We start from the raw sequence: 17065 nt of genomic DNA on the forward strand, positions 1-17065 counted from the left end.
GTATCCGTTGGTGTTGTAAAAAAAGTGTGCATAATGTGTGCATGAAAATAACAATTTGTTCATGAATGCATTAGATAGGTTGGTCGTGGTGGAATGATAAAGAAACCGAGATACATCACGTGGTGGATTTTCGCCATCATTGCTTTTTTAATTTTTGTGTTATTACAGATTCCTGCAGCTTGGTTAATTTCAAAGTTTTATAAAAACAATCAGAGTTTACATAATGTCAGTGGTAACATCTGGCAGGGGCAGGCAGATTGGCACAAGGGACAGTTGCGTGGCAGCTTAAGCTGGAATACGCGTCCTTTAGACCTGTTATTGCTGAAAGTGGCAGCCGATGTTGAAATCCATAGTGGTCATACCGAATTAAAAGGCATGATGGGTTACCGTTTTGGGACCTTCATGCTGAACGCTGTACATGGCCGTGTTGCGCCAGAAACTCTAAAAACCCTGGTCGACTGGCAATGGCCGACCAATCCGATTCAATTACAAAATATCGATCTGAACTATAGCAAGCAGCAAGGGTTTGCCCAGGCACAGGGCCAGCTCAACTGGGCCGGCGGGGAGCTGGTGTATCAGTTTGCCCAGCGTCAAGAGCGCATGACCGTGCCCACGCTGAAAGGCACACTGTCGGATGAAAGCGGAAAACTGAAAATTGATGTGCGTGATGCACGTGACCAGAAAATGATAAACCTGAGTCTGGATCAGGAGATGATGCTGGATGTGCAGCTGACCCAGCGTTTATTGATGCATGTTCCTTCTTATGAAGGCAAGGCTGGTGCCGATACCTATGTAATCAGTACCCGCCAGCCTCTGTTCAAGGGAGGCTTCTGATGCAGAAAATCTGGGAACAGTTGCAGACTCTCCAGTTGAAACAGGCCGATCGTGTCGCACCGTTATTGCTGGCGCTGCTGATTCTGTATTTATGCTGGAAGCTGGCCAGTCTGTTCTGGCTATTACTGGCGCCACCTCAAGCGATGCAACTGGATCGGGTCGAACTGGGTTCGCAGCAGCTGCGTGTACCGAATATCAGCAGTTTTGCCTTGTTTCATGAAGCGAGCCAGCGTACGCAGGCCGAAGACAATCTGAACCTTCAATTACAAGGCGTGATGGTCGGTTATCCCAACCAGTTTTCTTCTGCCGTGCTCAAAGTCAATGAGGTGGCAGAGCGCTATCGCGTCGGCGATGTGATTGAAGGCAGTGGTTATCAGTTGGCTGAAGTGTACTGGGATCGGGTGGTTTTGCGTCATAGCAGTGGCGCCACCCGTGAGATAGAGTTTAAAGGCATTGAAAACGGGCTGAATCAGCCGATTGTGCCGACACAAAGCCCAGCTGCACCCAACAGAAATCCGGCACCGGCAACAACTGCGCAAAATGAGATTGGTCAGGCAGTGCAAAAGATTCAGCAAGACCGGGAACGCTATTTACAGGATATGGGCGTGAATAGTGGCAATGGTCAGGGTTATGAAATTACCGCACGGACACCGGCGGCACTCAGAAGCAGATTGGGATTACAACCAGGCGACCGGATTTTATCCTTAAATGGTCAGACTGTCGGACAAGGGCAAAATGAAGCCCAATTGCTGGAACAGGCAAGACAGGAGGGTCAGGTCAGACTGGAAGTTCAGCGTGGTGACCAGGTCATCACGGTACAACAAGATTTTAAGTGACGGATTTGTCACCTTATAGGGTTAGGAAACACGGTAGATTATGGCTTTATTAAATCATGAGCGTCCGCTTTGGGCATTGATGGTCGGTGCACCTCTGGTGGCTATGGTAAGTACGGCGAGCTATGCACAAACCTGGAAAATTAATTTACGTGATGCTGACCTGACTGCATTTATTAATGAAGTGGCCGATATTACCGGCAAGAACTTCGCGGTTGATCCACGGGTGCGCGGCAATGTTACGGTCATTTCCAACAAGCCGTTGAACCGCAATGAAGTCTATGACCTGTTTCTGGGCGTGCTTAATGTTAATGGGGTAGTGGCTATTCCCTCGGGCAATACCATCAAGCTGGTGCCAGATAACAATGTCAAAAGCTCCGGAATTCCGTTTGATGCACGCCAGAATGCGCGCGGCGACCAGATTGTGACCCGGGTCATCTGGCTGGAAAATACCAATGCCAATGACATGATTCCGGCTTTACGGCCTTTAATGCCGCAATTTGCCCACCTGTCTGCGGTGGCCGGCACCAATGCCCTGATTGTTTCGGACCGGGCCAGCAATATCTATCAGCTGGAAAATATTATCCGTAATTTGGATGGCACCGGCCAAAATGATATTGAAGCCATCTCGCTACAGTCCAGTCAGGCCGAAGAAGTGATCGGGCTATTGGAGTCAATGAGTTCGACCGGCAATGCCAAAGATCTCAAAGGTTCGCGGGTGCGAATTGTGGCGGATAACCGGACCAATCGCATTATCATTAAAGGTGATACCGCCACCCGCAAGCGTATCCGCCAGATGATTGAAATGATGGATGTGCCGGCGGCCGACCGTCTCGGCGGCTTAAAAGTCTTTCGCTTAAAATATGCCAGTGCGCAAAGCCTGGCGGAAATTCTGCAAGGGCTAGTATCGGGGCAGGCGGTCAGCAGTTCATCTTCCAATACGAAAAACAGCAGTAATAATAGCGTTAGCAATCTGGTCAATAACAGCAGTAACAGCACATCCAGCAATAGCACGGGCAGTACCTCGCCAAGTATTACCCTGAATAACGGTTTTGATCAGCAGAGCCAGATCACCAGCTTTAATGGCAATGGCGTCAGTATTATTGCCGATAGTAGCCAGAACGCCCTGGTGGTCAAAGCCGATCCACAGCTGATGCGTGAAATTGAATCTGCGATTCAGCAGCTGGATACACGCCGTCAACAGGTTCTCATTGAAGCCGCGATTATTGAAGTAGAAGGCACCGATGCCGATCAGCTTGGCGTGCAATGGGCCTTGGGTGATTTAAGCAGTGGCATTGGCCTGATCAATTTTGATAACTTGGGTTCCAGCCTGAAAAATATTGCCGCCGGTTATTTAACTGGAGGTGCAGCGGGTGCGGGTGGCGCGATTGGCGCGGGTACCTCACTGGTGCTGGGAGATTATCAGGAAGGTGGTGATGGTTCACGCCGTTTGTATGGCGCGCTGATTCAAGCTTTAAAAGAAACCACCAAATCCAATCTGTTGTCGACCCCATCTATTGTCACCATGGACAATGAAGAAGCCTATATCGTGGTTGGTGAGAACGTGCCGTTTGTCACTGGTTCGGTCAGTACCGGAAATGGTACCGTCAATCCCTATACCACCATTGAGCGTAAGGACGTCGGGGTCACCCTAAAAGTGGTGCCGCACATTGGCGAAAATGGCACAGTGCGTCTGGAAGTGGAACAGGAAGTTTCTGGGGTTAAATCCAGCAAAGGTCAGGCGCAGGACTTGGTCACCAGCAAACGCGCAATTAAAACCTCAATTCTGGCCGAGCATGGTCAGACTATTGTCTTGGGTGGTCTTATTTCAGATAACACTGCCTATTCTCGCCAGGCCGTGCCGGGGTTGGGTGCCATTCCAGGACTGGGACGTTTATTCCGTTCCGATGGTAAGTCCAATCAGAAGCGTAATCTGCTGATCTTTATTCACCCGACCATTGTTGGAGATCAGAATGATATCCGCCGGATTTCGCAGCAGCGTTATAGTCAGCTGTATAGCTTGCAACTGGCACTGGATCAGGATGGTAATTTTGCCAAACTGCCGGAGCGGGTGGAAGATATCTATCAGCAGCGGGTGCCAGTGTCTAAAACTCCACTAAATCAAACCCGTTATCAGCAGGTGCCATCCGCGACCCCTGCGGCACAGTCGGGGGCGGCTGTGGTGACCACGCCCGTTGCGGTAGAACCGGCGCTGCAGCGTCAGACCTTAAGCCCGCAAGTCAGCAATACTACCAATACCACCACCACGACCACCTTAAGACCGCGCTCTTAACAGAGCGGACATGGAATCTGGTTTTGAGCATGTTATGATGGGCAAAAATTTAAAGAGAAGTTCGCTATGACTTGGAAATTACAAGCAATTACGGGTGAATTTACCGGGCAGGAAATTAGTGTTGATCGTGACATGCTGGTGGGGCGTCATCAGGAAGCTGATGTGGTGCTGCAGTCGGCTGAAGTATCACGCAAACATGCTGCGTTGTTACTGAAAGCTGAAGACCTGTGGGTACAAGACTTAAATTCATCCAATGGCACCTTTGTGAATGACCTGCGGATTGAGCAGGAAACTCCGTTGCATGAAGGTGATATTGTCCAGTTTGCCAGCTTTAAATTTTCAGTCCTGGCACCAGCCAAACCGGAACTGTTGGCAGATGAGCCGCTTGCGCCTGCAGGCACCGAAGTAGAACAGATTCCTGAGCTGGATGTGGTGGAAACCGCTACTGCAGCCGAGCCGACAGAAACTGTAGCAGTGAAAACGCCGGCACAGCAGATGAATGATCAGGGTATGCCTGAGCTGAAAGAGCGTGATGCATCGGTACAATTGACACGTGATGGCATGCCAACCAATGTCGGTGTACCAAAACCGGCCCCAATTCCTGAAGGGACCGATTTAAGCGCGGCCACCCCAGAGCCACAACCGGTACCGGTTGAGCAGCCTGTATCACGCGTTGAGCAGGAAAAAGAGCAGCAGAAAAATGCCTCTGTTGGCCTGATGACCATTATTGTGCTGGTGATCCTGGCAATTATTGCCTGGCTGTTGTTTAAATAAACCGCGACACAGCATACAATCGAGGCATGCTTTGGCATGCCTTTATTTTTTGAGAGGACCAAAATGTCTGTGGCCAAACTTGACACCCGTGAGCTGATTTTATTTGACCTGGACGGCACGCTGGTCGATTCAGCCACCGATCTGTATCGTGCCATGAATATGAGCCTGAATGCCTTGCAGCTGCCCATGGTCACCGAAGCACAGGTACGCACCTGGATTGGCAAAGGCACCTCGGTATTTTGTCACAGCACCTTGCTGCATTTAACCGGAGAGGTGCATCCCGATCAGCATCAGCAGCTGCTGGAAACTTTCCTAGGAATTTACAATGCCGATCCTTGTCTGGATACCCAGCCTTTTGCCGGAATTCTGGAGTTTCTGGAATGGGGCAAACAGCAGCAGAAAAAAATGATCTGTGTCACCAACAAGCCCGAGCTGCCATCACGCGCCATTTTAGATGCACTGGACATGAGCCATTATTTTGTTGATGTGATTGGTGGTGATCGGTTTAGCGAACGTAAACCGCATCCACGCCAGTTATTGCACTGTGTTGAGACCTTTGGGGTAGAAAAATCCCAAGTGTTGATGATTGGCGACTCTTCCAATGATGTGGAAGCCGCACGTCGTGCCGGTATTGATTGTATTGTAGTCAGCTATGGCTATAATCATGGCGAGAGTATTTATGATTGTCAGCCGCAGCAAGTGGTGGATAATCTGACAGAATTATTAGCTTCCTAATGTAAGAATAGATGTAAAAGGACACCGCAATGAGTGATTGTGTAGTTTTTCGATGGCGTCACTAAGTCAGCACCTACCAGCAACCTTCCTATGACCCCGCGAAAATGAAAGAGATTCAACATGACCACTCAAGCCCAATATCAACAACTGCAAGCTGCCGGCTATAACCTGATTCCTGTCTACCGTCAGCGTCTGGCCGATACCGAAACCCCATTGTCTGTGTTTGCGCGTTTAAAAGAGCATGAACAGGCTTACCTGTTTGAATCTGTTGAAGGTGGTGAAAACTGGGCGCGCTATTCGATTATTGGCCTGGGCGAGTCAACCGTGTTTTCCTGCAATGAAGGGCGGTTGACCATTCAGCAGGCCAATGGCGAACTGCTACAGCAGCCGTGTAGTGATCCTTTCCAGTTTATCCGTGATTTCCAGGCCCAGTTTAAAGTGCCAACACAGGCCGATTTACCGGCGTTGCCAAGCTTTACTGGTGGACTGGTCGGTTACTTTGGCTATGACGCCGTGCGTTATATCGAACCGCGCCTGAACAATATTCCAGACGCCGATCCGGTGGGCCTGCCAGATATCTGGATGATGCTGTCTAAAACCGTGATCGTGTTTGACAACTTAAAAGATACCTTATTCCTGATTGTGCACGCCGATAGTAATGATGCTGATGCCTATCAGAAAGCACAGGCACAACTGGATGCGCTGGAGCAGTTGCTGGCGACACCGGTGAATCTGCAAGCACAGACTCATATGGCACCGCATTTTGAATCTTTAACTGGGCATGACAACTTTATTGCTTCGGTTGAGAAGGTTAAAGAATACATCCGTGCTGGTGATGTCATGCAAGTGGTGCCGGGACATCGTATGGTGTCTGACTTTGATGGTGAGCCGTTACAGGTCTATCGCGCTTTACGTCACCTTAATCCATCACCATATCTGTTCCTGGTGCAAGGGCGAACCTTGGACAATAACACCCCGTTTCATATTGTCGGTTCATCGCCGGAAATTCTGTCACGTCTGGAAAATGGTATTGCCACCGTGCGTCCACTCGCTGGCACACGTCCACGTGGTAAAACCAAAGAAGAAGATCTGGCCTTGGAAAAAGATTTACTTTCTGATGAAAAAGAGATTGCTGAGCATTTAATGCTGATTGACTTGGGTCGTAATGATGTTGGTCGCGTCTCAAAAATTGGCAAAGTGCAGGTGACTGATCAAATGGTGATCGAACGTTATTCGCATGTCATGCATATTGTGTCCAATGTGCAGGGTGAAGTGCGTGATGATGTTGATGCCTTGGATGTTTTTAAGGCAACTTTCCCGGCAGGCACACTTTCTGGGGCACCAAAAATCCGTGCCATGGAAATTATTGACGAAGTTGAGCCAGTAAAACGTGGAATTTTTGGTGGTGCTGTTGGTTATTTAGGCTGGCATGGCGAAATGGACATGTCGATTGCGATTCGGACCTGTGTTATTCGTGAAAATAAGGTCTATGTGCAGGCTGGCGCAGGCCTTGTTGCCGACTCAAATCCTGAATCTGAGTGGAATGAAACCCAAATAAAAGCTCGCGCAGTGATCAAAGCGGTTGAATTATCATCAAATGGTTTGATTTTATGAGTTTTTGACGGTTTTTTTAAAAAAAACACTTGCACAGATTTCAAGTTTTGCTAAACTGCACACCGTTCCGATACGAAACGTACGAAACACTAAGAAACGCCGGCATAGCTCAGTTGGTAGAGCAACTGACTTGTAATCAGTAGGTCCACAGTTCGAATCCGTGTGCCGGCACCATCTTAGAGAATTCGAGATGTGAAGTAAAGAACGAGCACTGCAATAAGTGTGATATTGGTGGGATTCCCGAGCGGTCAAAGGGAGCAGACTGTAACTCTGCCGCGTAAGCTTCGAAGGTTCGAATCCTTCTCCCACCACCATTAACTTCGAATGAAGTGGTACATTACCAACAATGTGCGGGAGTAGCTCAGTTGGTAGAGCGGCAGCCTTCCAAGCTGCATGTCGCGAGTTCGATCCTCGTCTCCCGCTCCATCATCGAAGATGATCGCTCTTATAGCTCAGTGGTAGAGCACTCCCTTGGTAAGGGAGAGGTCTCGAGTTCAAATCTCGATAAGAGCTCCAGATACAGTTTGGCAACTTGGTTGCATGAGATTTAAAGAAAGCAGGCTATTTAGTCTGCTTTTTAAGTATTAGGTGTCTAGTTTTTAGGCGATATGTCGAGGCTGGGTATTACTCAGATTGTGTTCGACGTAAACGAGGAAAATAAACATGGCTAAGGCTAAGTTTGAACGTAATAAGCCACACGTTAACGTGGGCACAATCGGTCACGTTGACCATGGTAAAACAACTTTAACAGCTGCAATTGCAACTGTATGTGCGAAGAAATTCGGTGGTGAAGCGAAAGATTACGCTGCAATCGACTCTGCTCCAGAAGAAAAAGCACGTGGTATTACAATTAACACTTCTCACGTAGAATACGATTCTCCAACTCGTCACTACGCTCACGTTGACTGCCCAGGTCACGCCGACTATGTTAAAAACATGATCACTGGTGCTGCTCAGATGGACGGTGCGATCCTTGTTTGTTCAGCGACTGATGGTCCAATGCCACAAACTCGTGAACACATCCTTCTTTCTCGTCAGGTAGGTGTACCTTACATCATCGTATTCTTAAACAAATGCGATATCGTAGACGACGAAGAGTTAATCGAATTAGTTGAAATGGAAGTTCGTGAACTTCTTTCTACTTACGACTTCCCAGGCGATGACACTCCAGTAATCCGTGGTTCTGCTCTTGCAGCACTTAACGGTGAATCAGGTCAATATGGCGAAGACGCTGTTGTTGCTCTTGTTGAAGCACTTGACTCTTACATTCCAGAGCCAGTACGTGCAATCGATCAAGCATTCTTGATGCCAATCGAAGACGTATTCTCTATTTCTGGTCGTGGTACAGTTGTAACTGGCCGTGTAGAAACTGGTATCGTTAAAGTTGGTGAAGAAGTTGAAATCGTTGGTATCAAAGATACAGCGAAAACAACTGTTACTGGCGTTGAAATGTTCCGTAAGCTTCTTGACGAAGGTCGTGCTGGCGAGAACTGTGGTGTTCTTCTACGTGGTACTAAGCGTGAAGAAGTTCAACGTGGTCAAGTACTTGCTAAACCAGGTTCAATCAAGCCGCACACTAAATTCGACGCAGAAGTATACGTACTTTCTAAAGACGAAGGTGGCCGTCACACTCCATTCTTAAATGGTTACCGTCCACAGTTCTACTTCCGTACTACGGACGTAACTGGTGCGATCCAGCTGAAAGAAGGCGTTGAAATGGTTATGCCAGGCGACAACGTTGAAATGTCAGTAGAATTAATCCACCCAATCGCAATGGACGCTGGTTTACGCTTCGCGATCCGTGAAGGTGGCCGTACTGTAGGTGCGGGTGTAGTTGCTAAAGTAACTGCATAATTATAAAATAAGTTTCACAAGCCGAAGTTTGCGGATTTCGGCTTGTTCTACAGGCCAGTAGTTCAATTGGTAGAGCGTCGGTCTCCAAAACCGAATGTTGGGGGTTCGAGTCCCTCCTGGCCTGCCATTTTTCAAAAAAAGCTTGATGCTGGCAAAACTGGTCATATAATAAGTCGCGAATCCTACGACGAGTACAAAAATGTCGAATGATAAATCGCGTGACGCATTAAGCGAAGCGCCAATTCCTCAAAGAAATAATCCTGCTGAAGTTGTAAATTCGGGTTCTCCATTAGACTACGTGTTGTGGATTATCGCCTTGATTTTATTCATTGCGGCAACCATGGTGAATCAGCATCTACCAGCGTACTGGGCACCGGCAAATGATATTTGGGTGCGCGTTGGGGTAATTTTGGCTTGTATCGTAGTGGCTTTAGGTTTATTATACGCCACCCATCAAGGCAAAGGCTTTGTTCGTTTATTGAAAGATTCACGAATCGAGCTGCGTCGAGTGACTTGGCCAACCAAGCAAGAGACAGTGACCACATCTTGGCACGTACTTGCAGTTGTAGTTGTAGCATCCATTTTATTGTGGTGTTTTGACTACGTTTTAGGTTGGGCAATTAAATTTATTATCGGGTAAGAGAGCTATGAAACGTTGGTACATTATTCATGCCTATTCTGGTTATGAAAAACAAGTGATGCGTTCGCTTAATGATCGAATCCAGCGTAGCGCTGTTGCCGATAGCTTTGGTGAAGTCCTGGTTCCTACCGAAGAAGTGGTAGAAATGAAGGATGGCAAGAAACGTAAATCTGAGCGTAAATTCTTTCCGGGCTATGTGCTAGTCGAAATGGAAATGAATGATGATACTTGGCACATTGTAAAAGAATGTCCAAAAGTATTAGGTTTTATTGGTGGTACACCGGAAAAACCTGCGCCAATTACGCAGCGTGAAGCTGATGCGATTCTTGCACGTGTACGCAATACTGGTGAAGCACCTCGTCCGAAGACGATGTTTGAACCAGGCGAAGAATTACTGGTAATTGACGGTCCATTCACCGACTTTAAAGGCGTGGTGGAAGAAGTCCTTTACGACAAGTCGCGTTTAACGTTGACGATTAATGTATTCAATCGACCAACACAGGTTGAGCTGGAATTTCGCCAAGTCGAAAAATCAGTTTAATTCACTGCTGGTTGAAAACGCCCGATTTGTTATGGATCGGGCATTGTTGTTGTAACGGTATCGTTACTTAGAAATCATTGGGGAGCCTAGCGGCGTTTGTACCCAGAGGTAATTGAAAATGGCTAAGAAGATTGACGGCTATATCAAGCTGCAAGTTCCAGCTGGTAAAGCAAATCCATCTCCACCAATTGGTCCTGCACTAGGTCAACGTGGTGTTAACATCATGGCATTCTGTAAAGAATTCAATGCTGCGACACAAAAAGTTGAAGCTGGTCTTCCAATTCCAGTAGTGATCACTGTGTACAACGACAAGTCGTTCACATTCATCATGAAAACTCCACCTGCTGCTATTCTGCTTAAGAAAGCTGCTGGTATCCAGAAGGGTTCAGCTGTACCAAACAAAACTAAAGTTGGTAAGTTGACTCGTGCTCAGTTAGAAGAGATCGCGACTACGAAAGAACCAGACTTAACTGGTGCTGACTTAGACGCGCGTGTACGTACCATCGCTGGTTCTGCACGTTCTATGGGCTTGGAAGTGGAGCTATAAGACATGGCAAAGTTAACTAAACGTCAAAAAGCCATTGCTGCTGCTGTAGAAGCAAACAAAGTTTATACTTTGGAAGAAGCAGTACAAGTTCTTAACAGCCTTCCTGCAGCTAAATTCAAAGAATCTTTGGATGTATCTGTAAACCTAGGTGTTGACCCTCGTAAATCTGACCAGGTTGTTCGTGGCGCGACTACACTTCCTGCAGGTACAGGTAAAACTGTACGTGTAGCTGTATTTGCTCAAGGCGCTGCTGCTGAAGCTGCTAAAGCTGAAGGCGCGGACGTAGTTGGTTTTGATGACCTGGCTGAAAGCATCCAAGCGGGTAACCTTGACTTTGACGTAGTAATTGCTGCTCCAGATGCAATGCGCGTTGTAGGTAAATTAGGTACAATCCTTGGTCCACGTGGCTTAATGCCAAACCCTAAAGTGGGTACGGTTACTCCTGACGTAGCAACTGCAGTTAAAAATGCAAAAGCTGGTCAAGCACGTTACCGTGTAGACAAAGCGGGTATCATCCACGCTGCGATCGGTCAAGTAGGTTTCACTGCTGAAGCTGTTCGTCAAAACGTTGAAGCTCTTGTAGCTGACCTGAAGAAAGCAAAACCTGCGACTTCTAAAGGTGTATACATCAAAAAGATCACTCTAAGCTCAACTATGGGTCCTGGTCTGACTGTTGATGTAAACAACGTTTCTAACTAAGTTTAACTTAGACAGAATTTTAAAGTCCTGAAAGGTCTCCTTCTCCCTCTGGGAGAAGGTTGGGATGAGGGTTAAACCTCTCCCTAGCCCTCTCCTGAAAGGAGAGGGGACATTCAGGCGGACTTTGAATTGGTAAATGAGAATTTATCAGCGTCAAAGACCTCAGGCGAGGGGAGTTTTATGCTCTTCTCTTAAAATCCCAGCCTGCGTAGACGCGGTGGTGTGATTTATTCCTCCTCCGCGTGTGAGTTCAGTGATGAATTCACGAATTGGGAGTGTATCCCTTGTGGGTACATAAATCACCGTTAGGAGGTTTTACAATGGCTCTTCTTATCGAAGACAAAAAACAGATCGTAGCAGAAGTAAACGAAGTTGCTTCTCGCGCGTTCTCTGCTGTTGTTGCTGACTATCAAGGTTTAACCGTTGAGCAATTAACTGCTTTACGTGTTGAAGCGCGTAAGCTTGGTGTTACGACTCGTATCGTGCGTAATACTTTGGCTAAGCGTGCATTCGAAGGTACTCAATTCGATATCTTGAATGCAACTCTTGTTGGTCCAACAATCTTAGCTTTCTCGACTTCTGAAGACGACATGGGTGCAGCTGCACGCTTGTTCGAAGATTTCGCTAAAACAAACAAAGCATTTGAACTTAAAGCTGCTGCATTTGACGGCAAGGTTTATGAAGGTGCTGAAGTTAGCGTGATTGCAAATCTTCCGAACCAAGAAAAAGCGCTTACTATGCTTGCAAACGTTCTTCAAGCTCCTATTTCGAAATTGGGTCGCCTTATTACAGCACTCAAAGAGAAAAACGAGTCAGAAGCAGCTTAAGCTTAAATCAATTTACACACCATTCAATTTCCATTTGGAGTTATTCTCATGGCTTTAACTAACGAAGAAATTTTAAACGCAGTTGCTGAAAAAACTGTTCTTGAACTTGTTGAACTGATCTCTGCTTTCGAAGAGAAATTCAACGTATCTGCTGCTGCTGTTGCAGTTGCTGCTGCTCCAGGCGCTGGCGCTGCTGCTGCTGAAGAGCAAACTGAATTCAACGTTGAGTTGACTTCTTTCGGTGCAAACAAAGTTGCAGTAATTAAAGCAGTTCGTGAAGCGACTGGCCTTGGTCTTAAAGAAGCGAAAGACATGGTTGAAGGTGCTCCAGCAGTACTTAAAGAAGGCGTTTCTAAAGAAGAAGGTGAAGAGCTTAAGAAGAAACTTGAAGAAGCTGGTGCTACAGTTACACTTAAGTAATAGCTTAAGCGGAGTCGATTTTTTTATAATCGACTCCAAAAAATGGCTGATGGCTCTTGGGTCATCAGCCTTTTTGCGTTACAATAATCGGCTCGATTTTTGTTTGCATGATATAAATTTCATACAAATTAAAAATAAAGATAACAATCAAACGCTTACCAATATTTTTCAATGTTAAAAAATATTGTTAAGCGTTTTAATACCACTAAAAATTGCAGCATTTGTAAAGAGTGGTGGCCATATCGGCCTGCGTAATTCCTTCTGAGCCCGTTCTGCAGGCGGGCTTGGTTTACTTTCCGAGGACTCCAGATGGCATACTCATATACCGAAAAGAAACGGATCCGTAAGAATTTTGGTAAATTGCCCCAAGTCATGGAAGCACCGTACCTGTTGGCGATTCAAGTCGACTCGTACCGTACTTTCTTGCAAGATGGCAAATCTCCAAAAAACCGCGAAGATATCGGTCTCCAAGCCGCATTTCGTTCAGTTTTTCCTATAGAAAGTTATTCTGGCAATGCTGCTTTAGAATTTGTTGAGTATAGTCTTGGTAAACCAGAGTTTGATGTGCGCGAATGTATTCTTCGCGGCTCAACTTATGCGGCACCAATGCGCGTTAAAATTCGTTTGATCTTGAAAGATCGTGAAACGAAATCAATCAAAGACGTACGTGAACAAGAAGTCTATATGGGCGAAATGCCATTGATGACGGATAACGGTACTTTTGTGATCAACGGTACCGAGCGTGTAATCGTATCGCAATTACACCGTTCACCAGGCGTATTCTTTGACCATGACAAAGGTAAGACTCACTCAAGCGGTAAAGTGCTGTATTCAGCGCGTATTATTCCTTACCGTGGTTCATGGTTAGACTTTGAATTTGATGCCAAAGATTTAGTCTATGTACGTATCGACCGTCGTCGTAAATTACTGGCGACTGTGGTTCTGCGTGCCCTGAACTATAACAACGAACAGATTCTTGACCTGTTCTACGAAAAAGTTCCTGTTTACCTGGATATGGGTAGCTATCAGATCGACTTGATTCCAGAACGTCTGCGTGGCGAAATGGCACAATTCGATATCACTGATGCCGATGGTAAAGTCATTGTTGAACAAGGTAAGCGTATCAACGCACGTCATGTTCGTCAAATGGAAGCCTCTGGTCTGACCAAACTGTCAGTGCCGGATGAATACCTGTATGAGCGCATTACTGCCGAAGACATCGTGCTGAAAGATGGCGATGTGATTCCGGCCAACACACTGTTAAGCCATGAAGTGATGGTGAAGCTGGCTGAAGGCGGCGTGAAGCAGTTCAATACCCTGTTCACCAACGACATCGACCGCGGTTCATTCATTGCAGATACGCTACGTGCCGATACGACTACAGGTCGTGAAGAAGCACTGGTTGAAATCTACAAAGTCATGCGTCCAGGCGAGCCACCAACTAAAGAAGCAGCTGAGAACCTGTTTAACAACCTGTTCTTCTCTTCTGAGCGTTATGACCTGTCACCAGTCGGCCGTATGAAGTTCAACCGTCGTCTGGGTCGTCCTTATGAAGTGGGTACTGACCAGAAGTCGCGCGAAGTTGAAGGCATCCTGTCGAACGAAGACATCACGGATGTACTGAAAACATTGGTTGAAATCCGTAACGGTAAAGGTGAAGTCGACGATATCGACCACTTGGGTAACCGTCGTGTTCGTTCAGTGGGCGAGATGACCGAGAACCAGTTCCGTGTGGGTCTGGTACGTGTTGAGCGTGCTGTAAAAGAGCGTCTATCACAAGCTGAAACTGACAACCTGTCTCCGCAAGATCTGATCAATGCGAAGCCAGTGGCGGCTGCAATCAAAGAATTCTTTGGTTCGAGCCAGTTGTCTCAGTTTATGGACCAGAACAACCCATTGTCTGAAATCACCCACAAACGTCGTGTATCGGCGCTTGGTCCTGGTGGTTTGACCCGTGAACGTGCAGGCTTCGAAGTGCGTGACGTACACCAGACTCACTATGGTCGTGTATGTCCAATTGAAACGCCTGAAGGTCCAAACATTGGTTTGATCAACTCGCTATCTGTTTACGCGAAAGCCAACAGCTTCGGTTTCCTGGAAACGCCATACCGTAAAGTGGTTGATGGTCGTGTAACAGACGAAGTTGAATATCTGTCTGCGATTGAAGAAGTGGGTACCGTGATTGCACAGGCCGACTCGGTTGTAGATCAGGACGGTAACCTGACTGAAGAATTCGTTTCTGTACGTCACCACGGTGAATTCGTACGTATGTCACCTGAAAAAGTGACCCATATGGACGTATCTGCTCAGCAGGTGGTTTCTGTTGCAGCATCACTGATTCCATTCCTTGAACACGATGACGCCAACCGTGCATTGATGGGTTCCAACATGCAACGTCAGGCCGTACCTACACTAATCGCGGACAAACCGCTGGTTGGTACCGGTATGGAAGCCAACGTGGCACGTGACTCAGGTGTGTGTGTGGTTGCAGGCCGTGGTGGTGTGATCGAGTTTGTTGATGCATCACGTATCGTAATTCGCGTGAATGAAGATGAAATGATCGCGGGTGAAGCAGGTGTAGATATCTACAACCTAATCAAATACACGCGTTCAAACCAGAACACCTGTATCAACCAGAACGTTGTGGTACGTTTAGGCGATAAAGTTGCACGTGGTGACATCCTGGCGGATGGTCCATCGACAGATGGCGGTGAACTGGCCCTGGGTCAAAACATGCGCGTGGCGTTCATGACCTGGAATGGTTACAACTACGAAGACTCGATCTTGCTTTCTGAGCGTGTGCTTCAAGAAGACCGTTTAACGTCGATTCACATTCAGGAACTGTCATGTGTTGCACGTGATACCAAACTGGGTGCTGAAGAAATCACGGCTGATATTCCAAACGTCGGTGAAGCTGCGCTGTCTAAACTGGACGAATCAGGTATCGTTTACATCGGTGCAGAAGTGACTGCCGGTGACATCCTGGTGGGTAAAGTAACACCAAAAGGTGAAACTCAGTTGACGCCTGAAGAAAAACTGCTTCGTGCCATCTTCGGTGAAAAAGCAGCGGATGTGAAAGACTCCTCTTTACGTGTTCCATCGGGCACAAAAGGTACAGTCATCGACGTTCAAGTCTTTACCCGTGATGGTCTGGAAAAAGACGAACGTGCACTGGCGATTGAGAAAGCGCAGCTTGATGCATACCGTAAAGACTTGAAAGAAGAATACAAAATCTTCGAAGAAGCAGCACGTGAACGTATTGTCCGTCTGTTAAAAGGTCAGGAATCAAATGGCGGTGGCGGCACCAAACGTGGCGACAAACTGTCTGAAGATATGCTGTCTGGTCTTGAACTGGTTGATCTGCTTGAAATCCAGCCAAGTGACGAAGCGATTGCGGAACGTTTAACGCAAATTCAAACCTTCTTGAAAGAGAAGAGCTTTGAAATTGACGAGAAATTCGCCGAGAAGAAACGCAAACTGTCTACAGGTGATGAACTGACCACTGGCGTACTGAAAGTGGTTAAGGTTTACCTTGCGGTGAAACGTCGTATCCAGCCAGGTGATAAGATGGCGGGTCGTCACGGTAACAAGGGTGTTGTATCCAACATTCTGCCGGTTGAAGACATGCCACACGATGCCAACGGTGTGCCGGTAGACGTGGTACTGAACCCGCTTGGTGTACCATCGCGTATGAACGTGGGTCAGATTCTAGAAACGCACTTAGGTATGGCAGCCAAAGGTCTGGGTGATCAGATCGACAAGATGCTGAAAGAACAGCGCACCATTCTTGAACTGCGTGAATTCTTGGACAAGATTTACAACAAGGTGGGCGGCGAGCAAGAAGATCTTGACAGCCTGACGGATGATGAAATCTTGGCGCTTTCTGGCAACCTGCGTGCTGGTGTTCCATTGGCAACACCTGTATTTGACGGTGCTGAAGAAGGTCAGATCAAAGACTTGCTTGAACTTGCGGGTCTGTCACGTACCGGTCAAACCGTATTGTATGATGGCCGTACGGGTGAGCGTTTCGACCGTCCTGTCACTGTTGGTTACATGTACATGCTGAAACTGAACCACTTGGTTGATGACAAGATGCATGCGCGTTCAACTGGTTCTTACTCATTAGTAACACAGCAGCCGCTGGGTGGTAAGGCACAATTCGGTGGTCAGCGTTTCGGTGAGATGGAAGTCTGGGCACTGGAAGCATACGGTGCAGCTTATACGCTTCAAGAAATGCTCACTGTGAAGTCGGATGACGTTGAAGGCCGTACCCGCATCTATAAGAATATTGTAGATGGCAACCATTATATGGATCCGGGCATGCCTGAATCGTTCAACGTATTGACCAAAGAGATCCGTTCTTTAGGTATCAACATTGAACTGAAAAATGGTGACTAAGAATCTCCATTAAATCTCCCCAAACCCCTCTTTATAAAAGAGGGGCTTCCCCCTTA

Annotated in this window: 14 protein-coding genes and 5 tRNA genes; all 19 read left to right on the forward strand. The window is 47.1% G+C overall.

Translation table 11 applies throughout. From position 1 onward, the window contains the following. Positions 1-93: 93 nt before the first annotated feature. The 19 genes from gspN (at position 94) to rpoB (ending at position 17009) form a co-directional block, all read left to right on the forward strand. A complete protein-coding gene (gene gspN / locus ACVLR6_RS01265; protein ID WP_455995684.1) occupies positions 94-834 on the forward strand; it encodes a type II secretion system protein N in 741 nt (246 codons plus the stop codon). Further along, positions 834-1670: a type II secretion system protein N gene (locus ACVLR6_RS01270; protein WP_455995686.1), complete on the forward strand. Its 837-nt coding sequence runs from the start codon at positions 834-836 to the stop codon at positions 1668-1670. Before gspN ends, ACVLR6_RS01270 begins: the two co-directional genes overlap by 1 nt. A 40-nt stretch (positions 1671-1710) precedes the next feature. Further along, entirely contained in the window at positions 1711-3960 is a 2250-nt protein-coding gene (gene gspD / locus ACVLR6_RS01275) for a type II secretion system secretin GspD (RefSeq protein WP_455995688.1), read from the forward strand. 66 nt (positions 3961-4026) lie between these two features. Continuing rightward, positions 4027-4734, forward strand: coding sequence for an FHA domain-containing protein (locus ACVLR6_RS01280; protein ID WP_005181667.1), 708 nt, complete (start codon positions 4027-4029; stop codon positions 4732-4734). Between the two features lie 63 nt (positions 4735-4797). Then, positions 4798-5469, forward strand: a complete 672-nt coding sequence (gene gph / locus ACVLR6_RS01285) for a phosphoglycolate phosphatase (protein WP_005181670.1) — start codon at positions 4798-4800, stop codon at positions 5467-5469. Positions 5470-5589: 120 nt separating this feature from the next. After that, positions 5590-7083: an anthranilate synthase component I gene (gene trpE / locus ACVLR6_RS01290; RefSeq protein WP_005181673.1), complete on the forward strand. Its 1494-nt coding sequence runs from the start codon at positions 5590-5592 to the stop codon at positions 7081-7083. A 98-nt stretch (positions 7084-7181) separates the two neighbouring features. Then, positions 7182-7257: transfer RNA gene (locus ACVLR6_RS01295), tRNA-Thr, on the forward strand. Between the two features lie 56 nt (positions 7258-7313). Next, a tRNA-Tyr gene (locus ACVLR6_RS01300) sits at positions 7314-7397 on the forward strand. A 36-nt stretch (positions 7398-7433) separates the two neighbouring features. Beyond that, positions 7434-7509 (forward strand) — tRNA-Gly (locus ACVLR6_RS01305). Between the two features lie 15 nt (positions 7510-7524). Beyond that, a tRNA-Thr gene (locus tag ACVLR6_RS01310) sits at positions 7525-7599 on the forward strand. Positions 7600-7746: 147 nt separating this feature from the next. Continuing rightward, positions 7747-8937 carry an elongation factor Tu gene (tuf, locus tag ACVLR6_RS01315; RefSeq protein WP_104513317.1) on the forward strand — a complete coding sequence of 397 codons (1191 nt, stop codon included), beginning with the start codon at positions 7747-7749 and terminating at the stop codon, positions 8935-8937. 51 nt (positions 8938-8988) lie between these two features. Further along, a tRNA-Trp gene (locus ACVLR6_RS01320) sits at positions 8989-9064 on the forward strand. A gap of 72 nt (positions 9065-9136) precedes the next feature. Beyond that, the gene (secE, locus tag ACVLR6_RS01325) at positions 9137-9577 is read left to right on the forward strand and encodes a preprotein translocase subunit SecE (RefSeq protein ID WP_005181678.1); all 441 of its coding nucleotides are present in this window, start codon (positions 9137-9139) and stop codon (positions 9575-9577) included. Between the two features lie 7 nt (positions 9578-9584). Then, complete coding sequence (gene nusG / locus ACVLR6_RS01330) at positions 9585-10118, forward strand: transcription termination/antitermination protein NusG (RefSeq protein WP_005181681.1); 534 nt, start codon at positions 9585-9587, stop codon at positions 10116-10118. A gap of 118 nt (positions 10119-10236) precedes the next feature. Continuing rightward, positions 10237-10665 carry a 50S ribosomal protein L11 gene (gene rplK, locus ACVLR6_RS01335; protein WP_004868049.1) on the forward strand — a complete coding sequence of 143 codons (429 nt, stop codon included), beginning with the start codon at positions 10237-10239 and terminating at the stop codon, positions 10663-10665. Between the two features lie 3 nt (positions 10666-10668). Further along, a complete protein-coding gene (rplA, locus tag ACVLR6_RS01340; RefSeq protein WP_005181684.1) occupies positions 10669-11364 on the forward strand; it encodes a 50S ribosomal protein L1 in 696 nt (231 codons plus the stop codon). Between the two features lie 320 nt (positions 11365-11684). Then, complete coding sequence (rplJ, locus tag ACVLR6_RS01345; protein ID WP_005181686.1) at positions 11685-12191, forward strand: 50S ribosomal protein L10; 507 nt, start codon at positions 11685-11687, stop codon at positions 12189-12191. A gap of 48 nt (positions 12192-12239) precedes the next feature. Further along, positions 12240-12611: a 50S ribosomal protein L7/L12 gene (rplL, locus tag ACVLR6_RS01350; protein WP_004774018.1), complete on the forward strand. Its 372-nt coding sequence runs from the start codon at positions 12240-12242 to the stop codon at positions 12609-12611. 309 nt (positions 12612-12920) lie between these two features. Next, positions 12921-17009 carry a DNA-directed RNA polymerase subunit beta gene (gene rpoB, locus ACVLR6_RS01355; RefSeq protein WP_160243601.1) on the forward strand — a complete coding sequence of 1363 codons (4089 nt, stop codon included), beginning with the start codon at positions 12921-12923 and terminating at the stop codon, positions 17007-17009. Positions 17010-17065: the final 56 nt, after the last annotated feature.

It is taken from the genome of Acinetobacter sp. T63 (genome assembly GCF_053852345.1).

Coding starts and splice junctions, on each gene's coding strand:
- ACVLR6_RS01280 (WP_005181667.1), top strand. CDS start 4,027: ATGACTTGGAAATTACAAGCAATTACGGGTGAATTTACCGGGCAGGAA.
- rpoB (WP_160243601.1), top strand. CDS start 12,921: ATGGCATACTCATATACCGAAAAGAAACGGATCCGTAAGAATTTTGGT.
- rplK (WP_004868049.1), top strand. CDS start 10,237: ATGGCTAAGAAGATTGACGGCTATATCAAGCTGCAAGTTCCAGCTGGT.
- trpE (WP_005181673.1), top strand. CDS start 5,590: ATGACCACTCAAGCCCAATATCAACAACTGCAAGCTGCCGGCTATAAC.
- tuf (WP_104513317.1), top strand. CDS start 7,747: ATGGCTAAGGCTAAGTTTGAACGTAATAAGCCACACGTTAACGTGGGC.
- nusG (WP_005181681.1), top strand. CDS start 9,585: ATGAAACGTTGGTACATTATTCATGCCTATTCTGGTTATGAAAAACAA.
- rplJ (WP_005181686.1), top strand. CDS start 11,685: ATGGCTCTTCTTATCGAAGACAAAAAACAGATCGTAGCAGAAGTAAAC.
- gph (WP_005181670.1), top strand. CDS start 4,798: ATGTCTGTGGCCAAACTTGACACCCGTGAGCTGATTTTATTTGACCTG.
- rplL (WP_004774018.1), top strand. CDS start 12,240: ATGGCTTTAACTAACGAAGAAATTTTAAACGCAGTTGCTGAAAAAACT.
- gspD (WP_455995688.1), top strand. CDS start 1,711: ATGGCTTTATTAAATCATGAGCGTCCGCTTTGGGCATTGATGGTCGGT.
- gspN (WP_455995684.1), top strand. CDS start 94: ATGATAAAGAAACCGAGATACATCACGTGGTGGATTTTCGCCATCATT.
- secE (WP_005181678.1), top strand. CDS start 9,137: ATGTCGAATGATAAATCGCGTGACGCATTAAGCGAAGCGCCAATTCCT.
- rplA (WP_005181684.1), top strand. CDS start 10,669: ATGGCAAAGTTAACTAAACGTCAAAAAGCCATTGCTGCTGCTGTAGAA.
- ACVLR6_RS01270 (WP_455995686.1), top strand. CDS start 834: ATGCAGAAAATCTGGGAACAGTTGCAGACTCTCCAGTTGAAACAGGCC.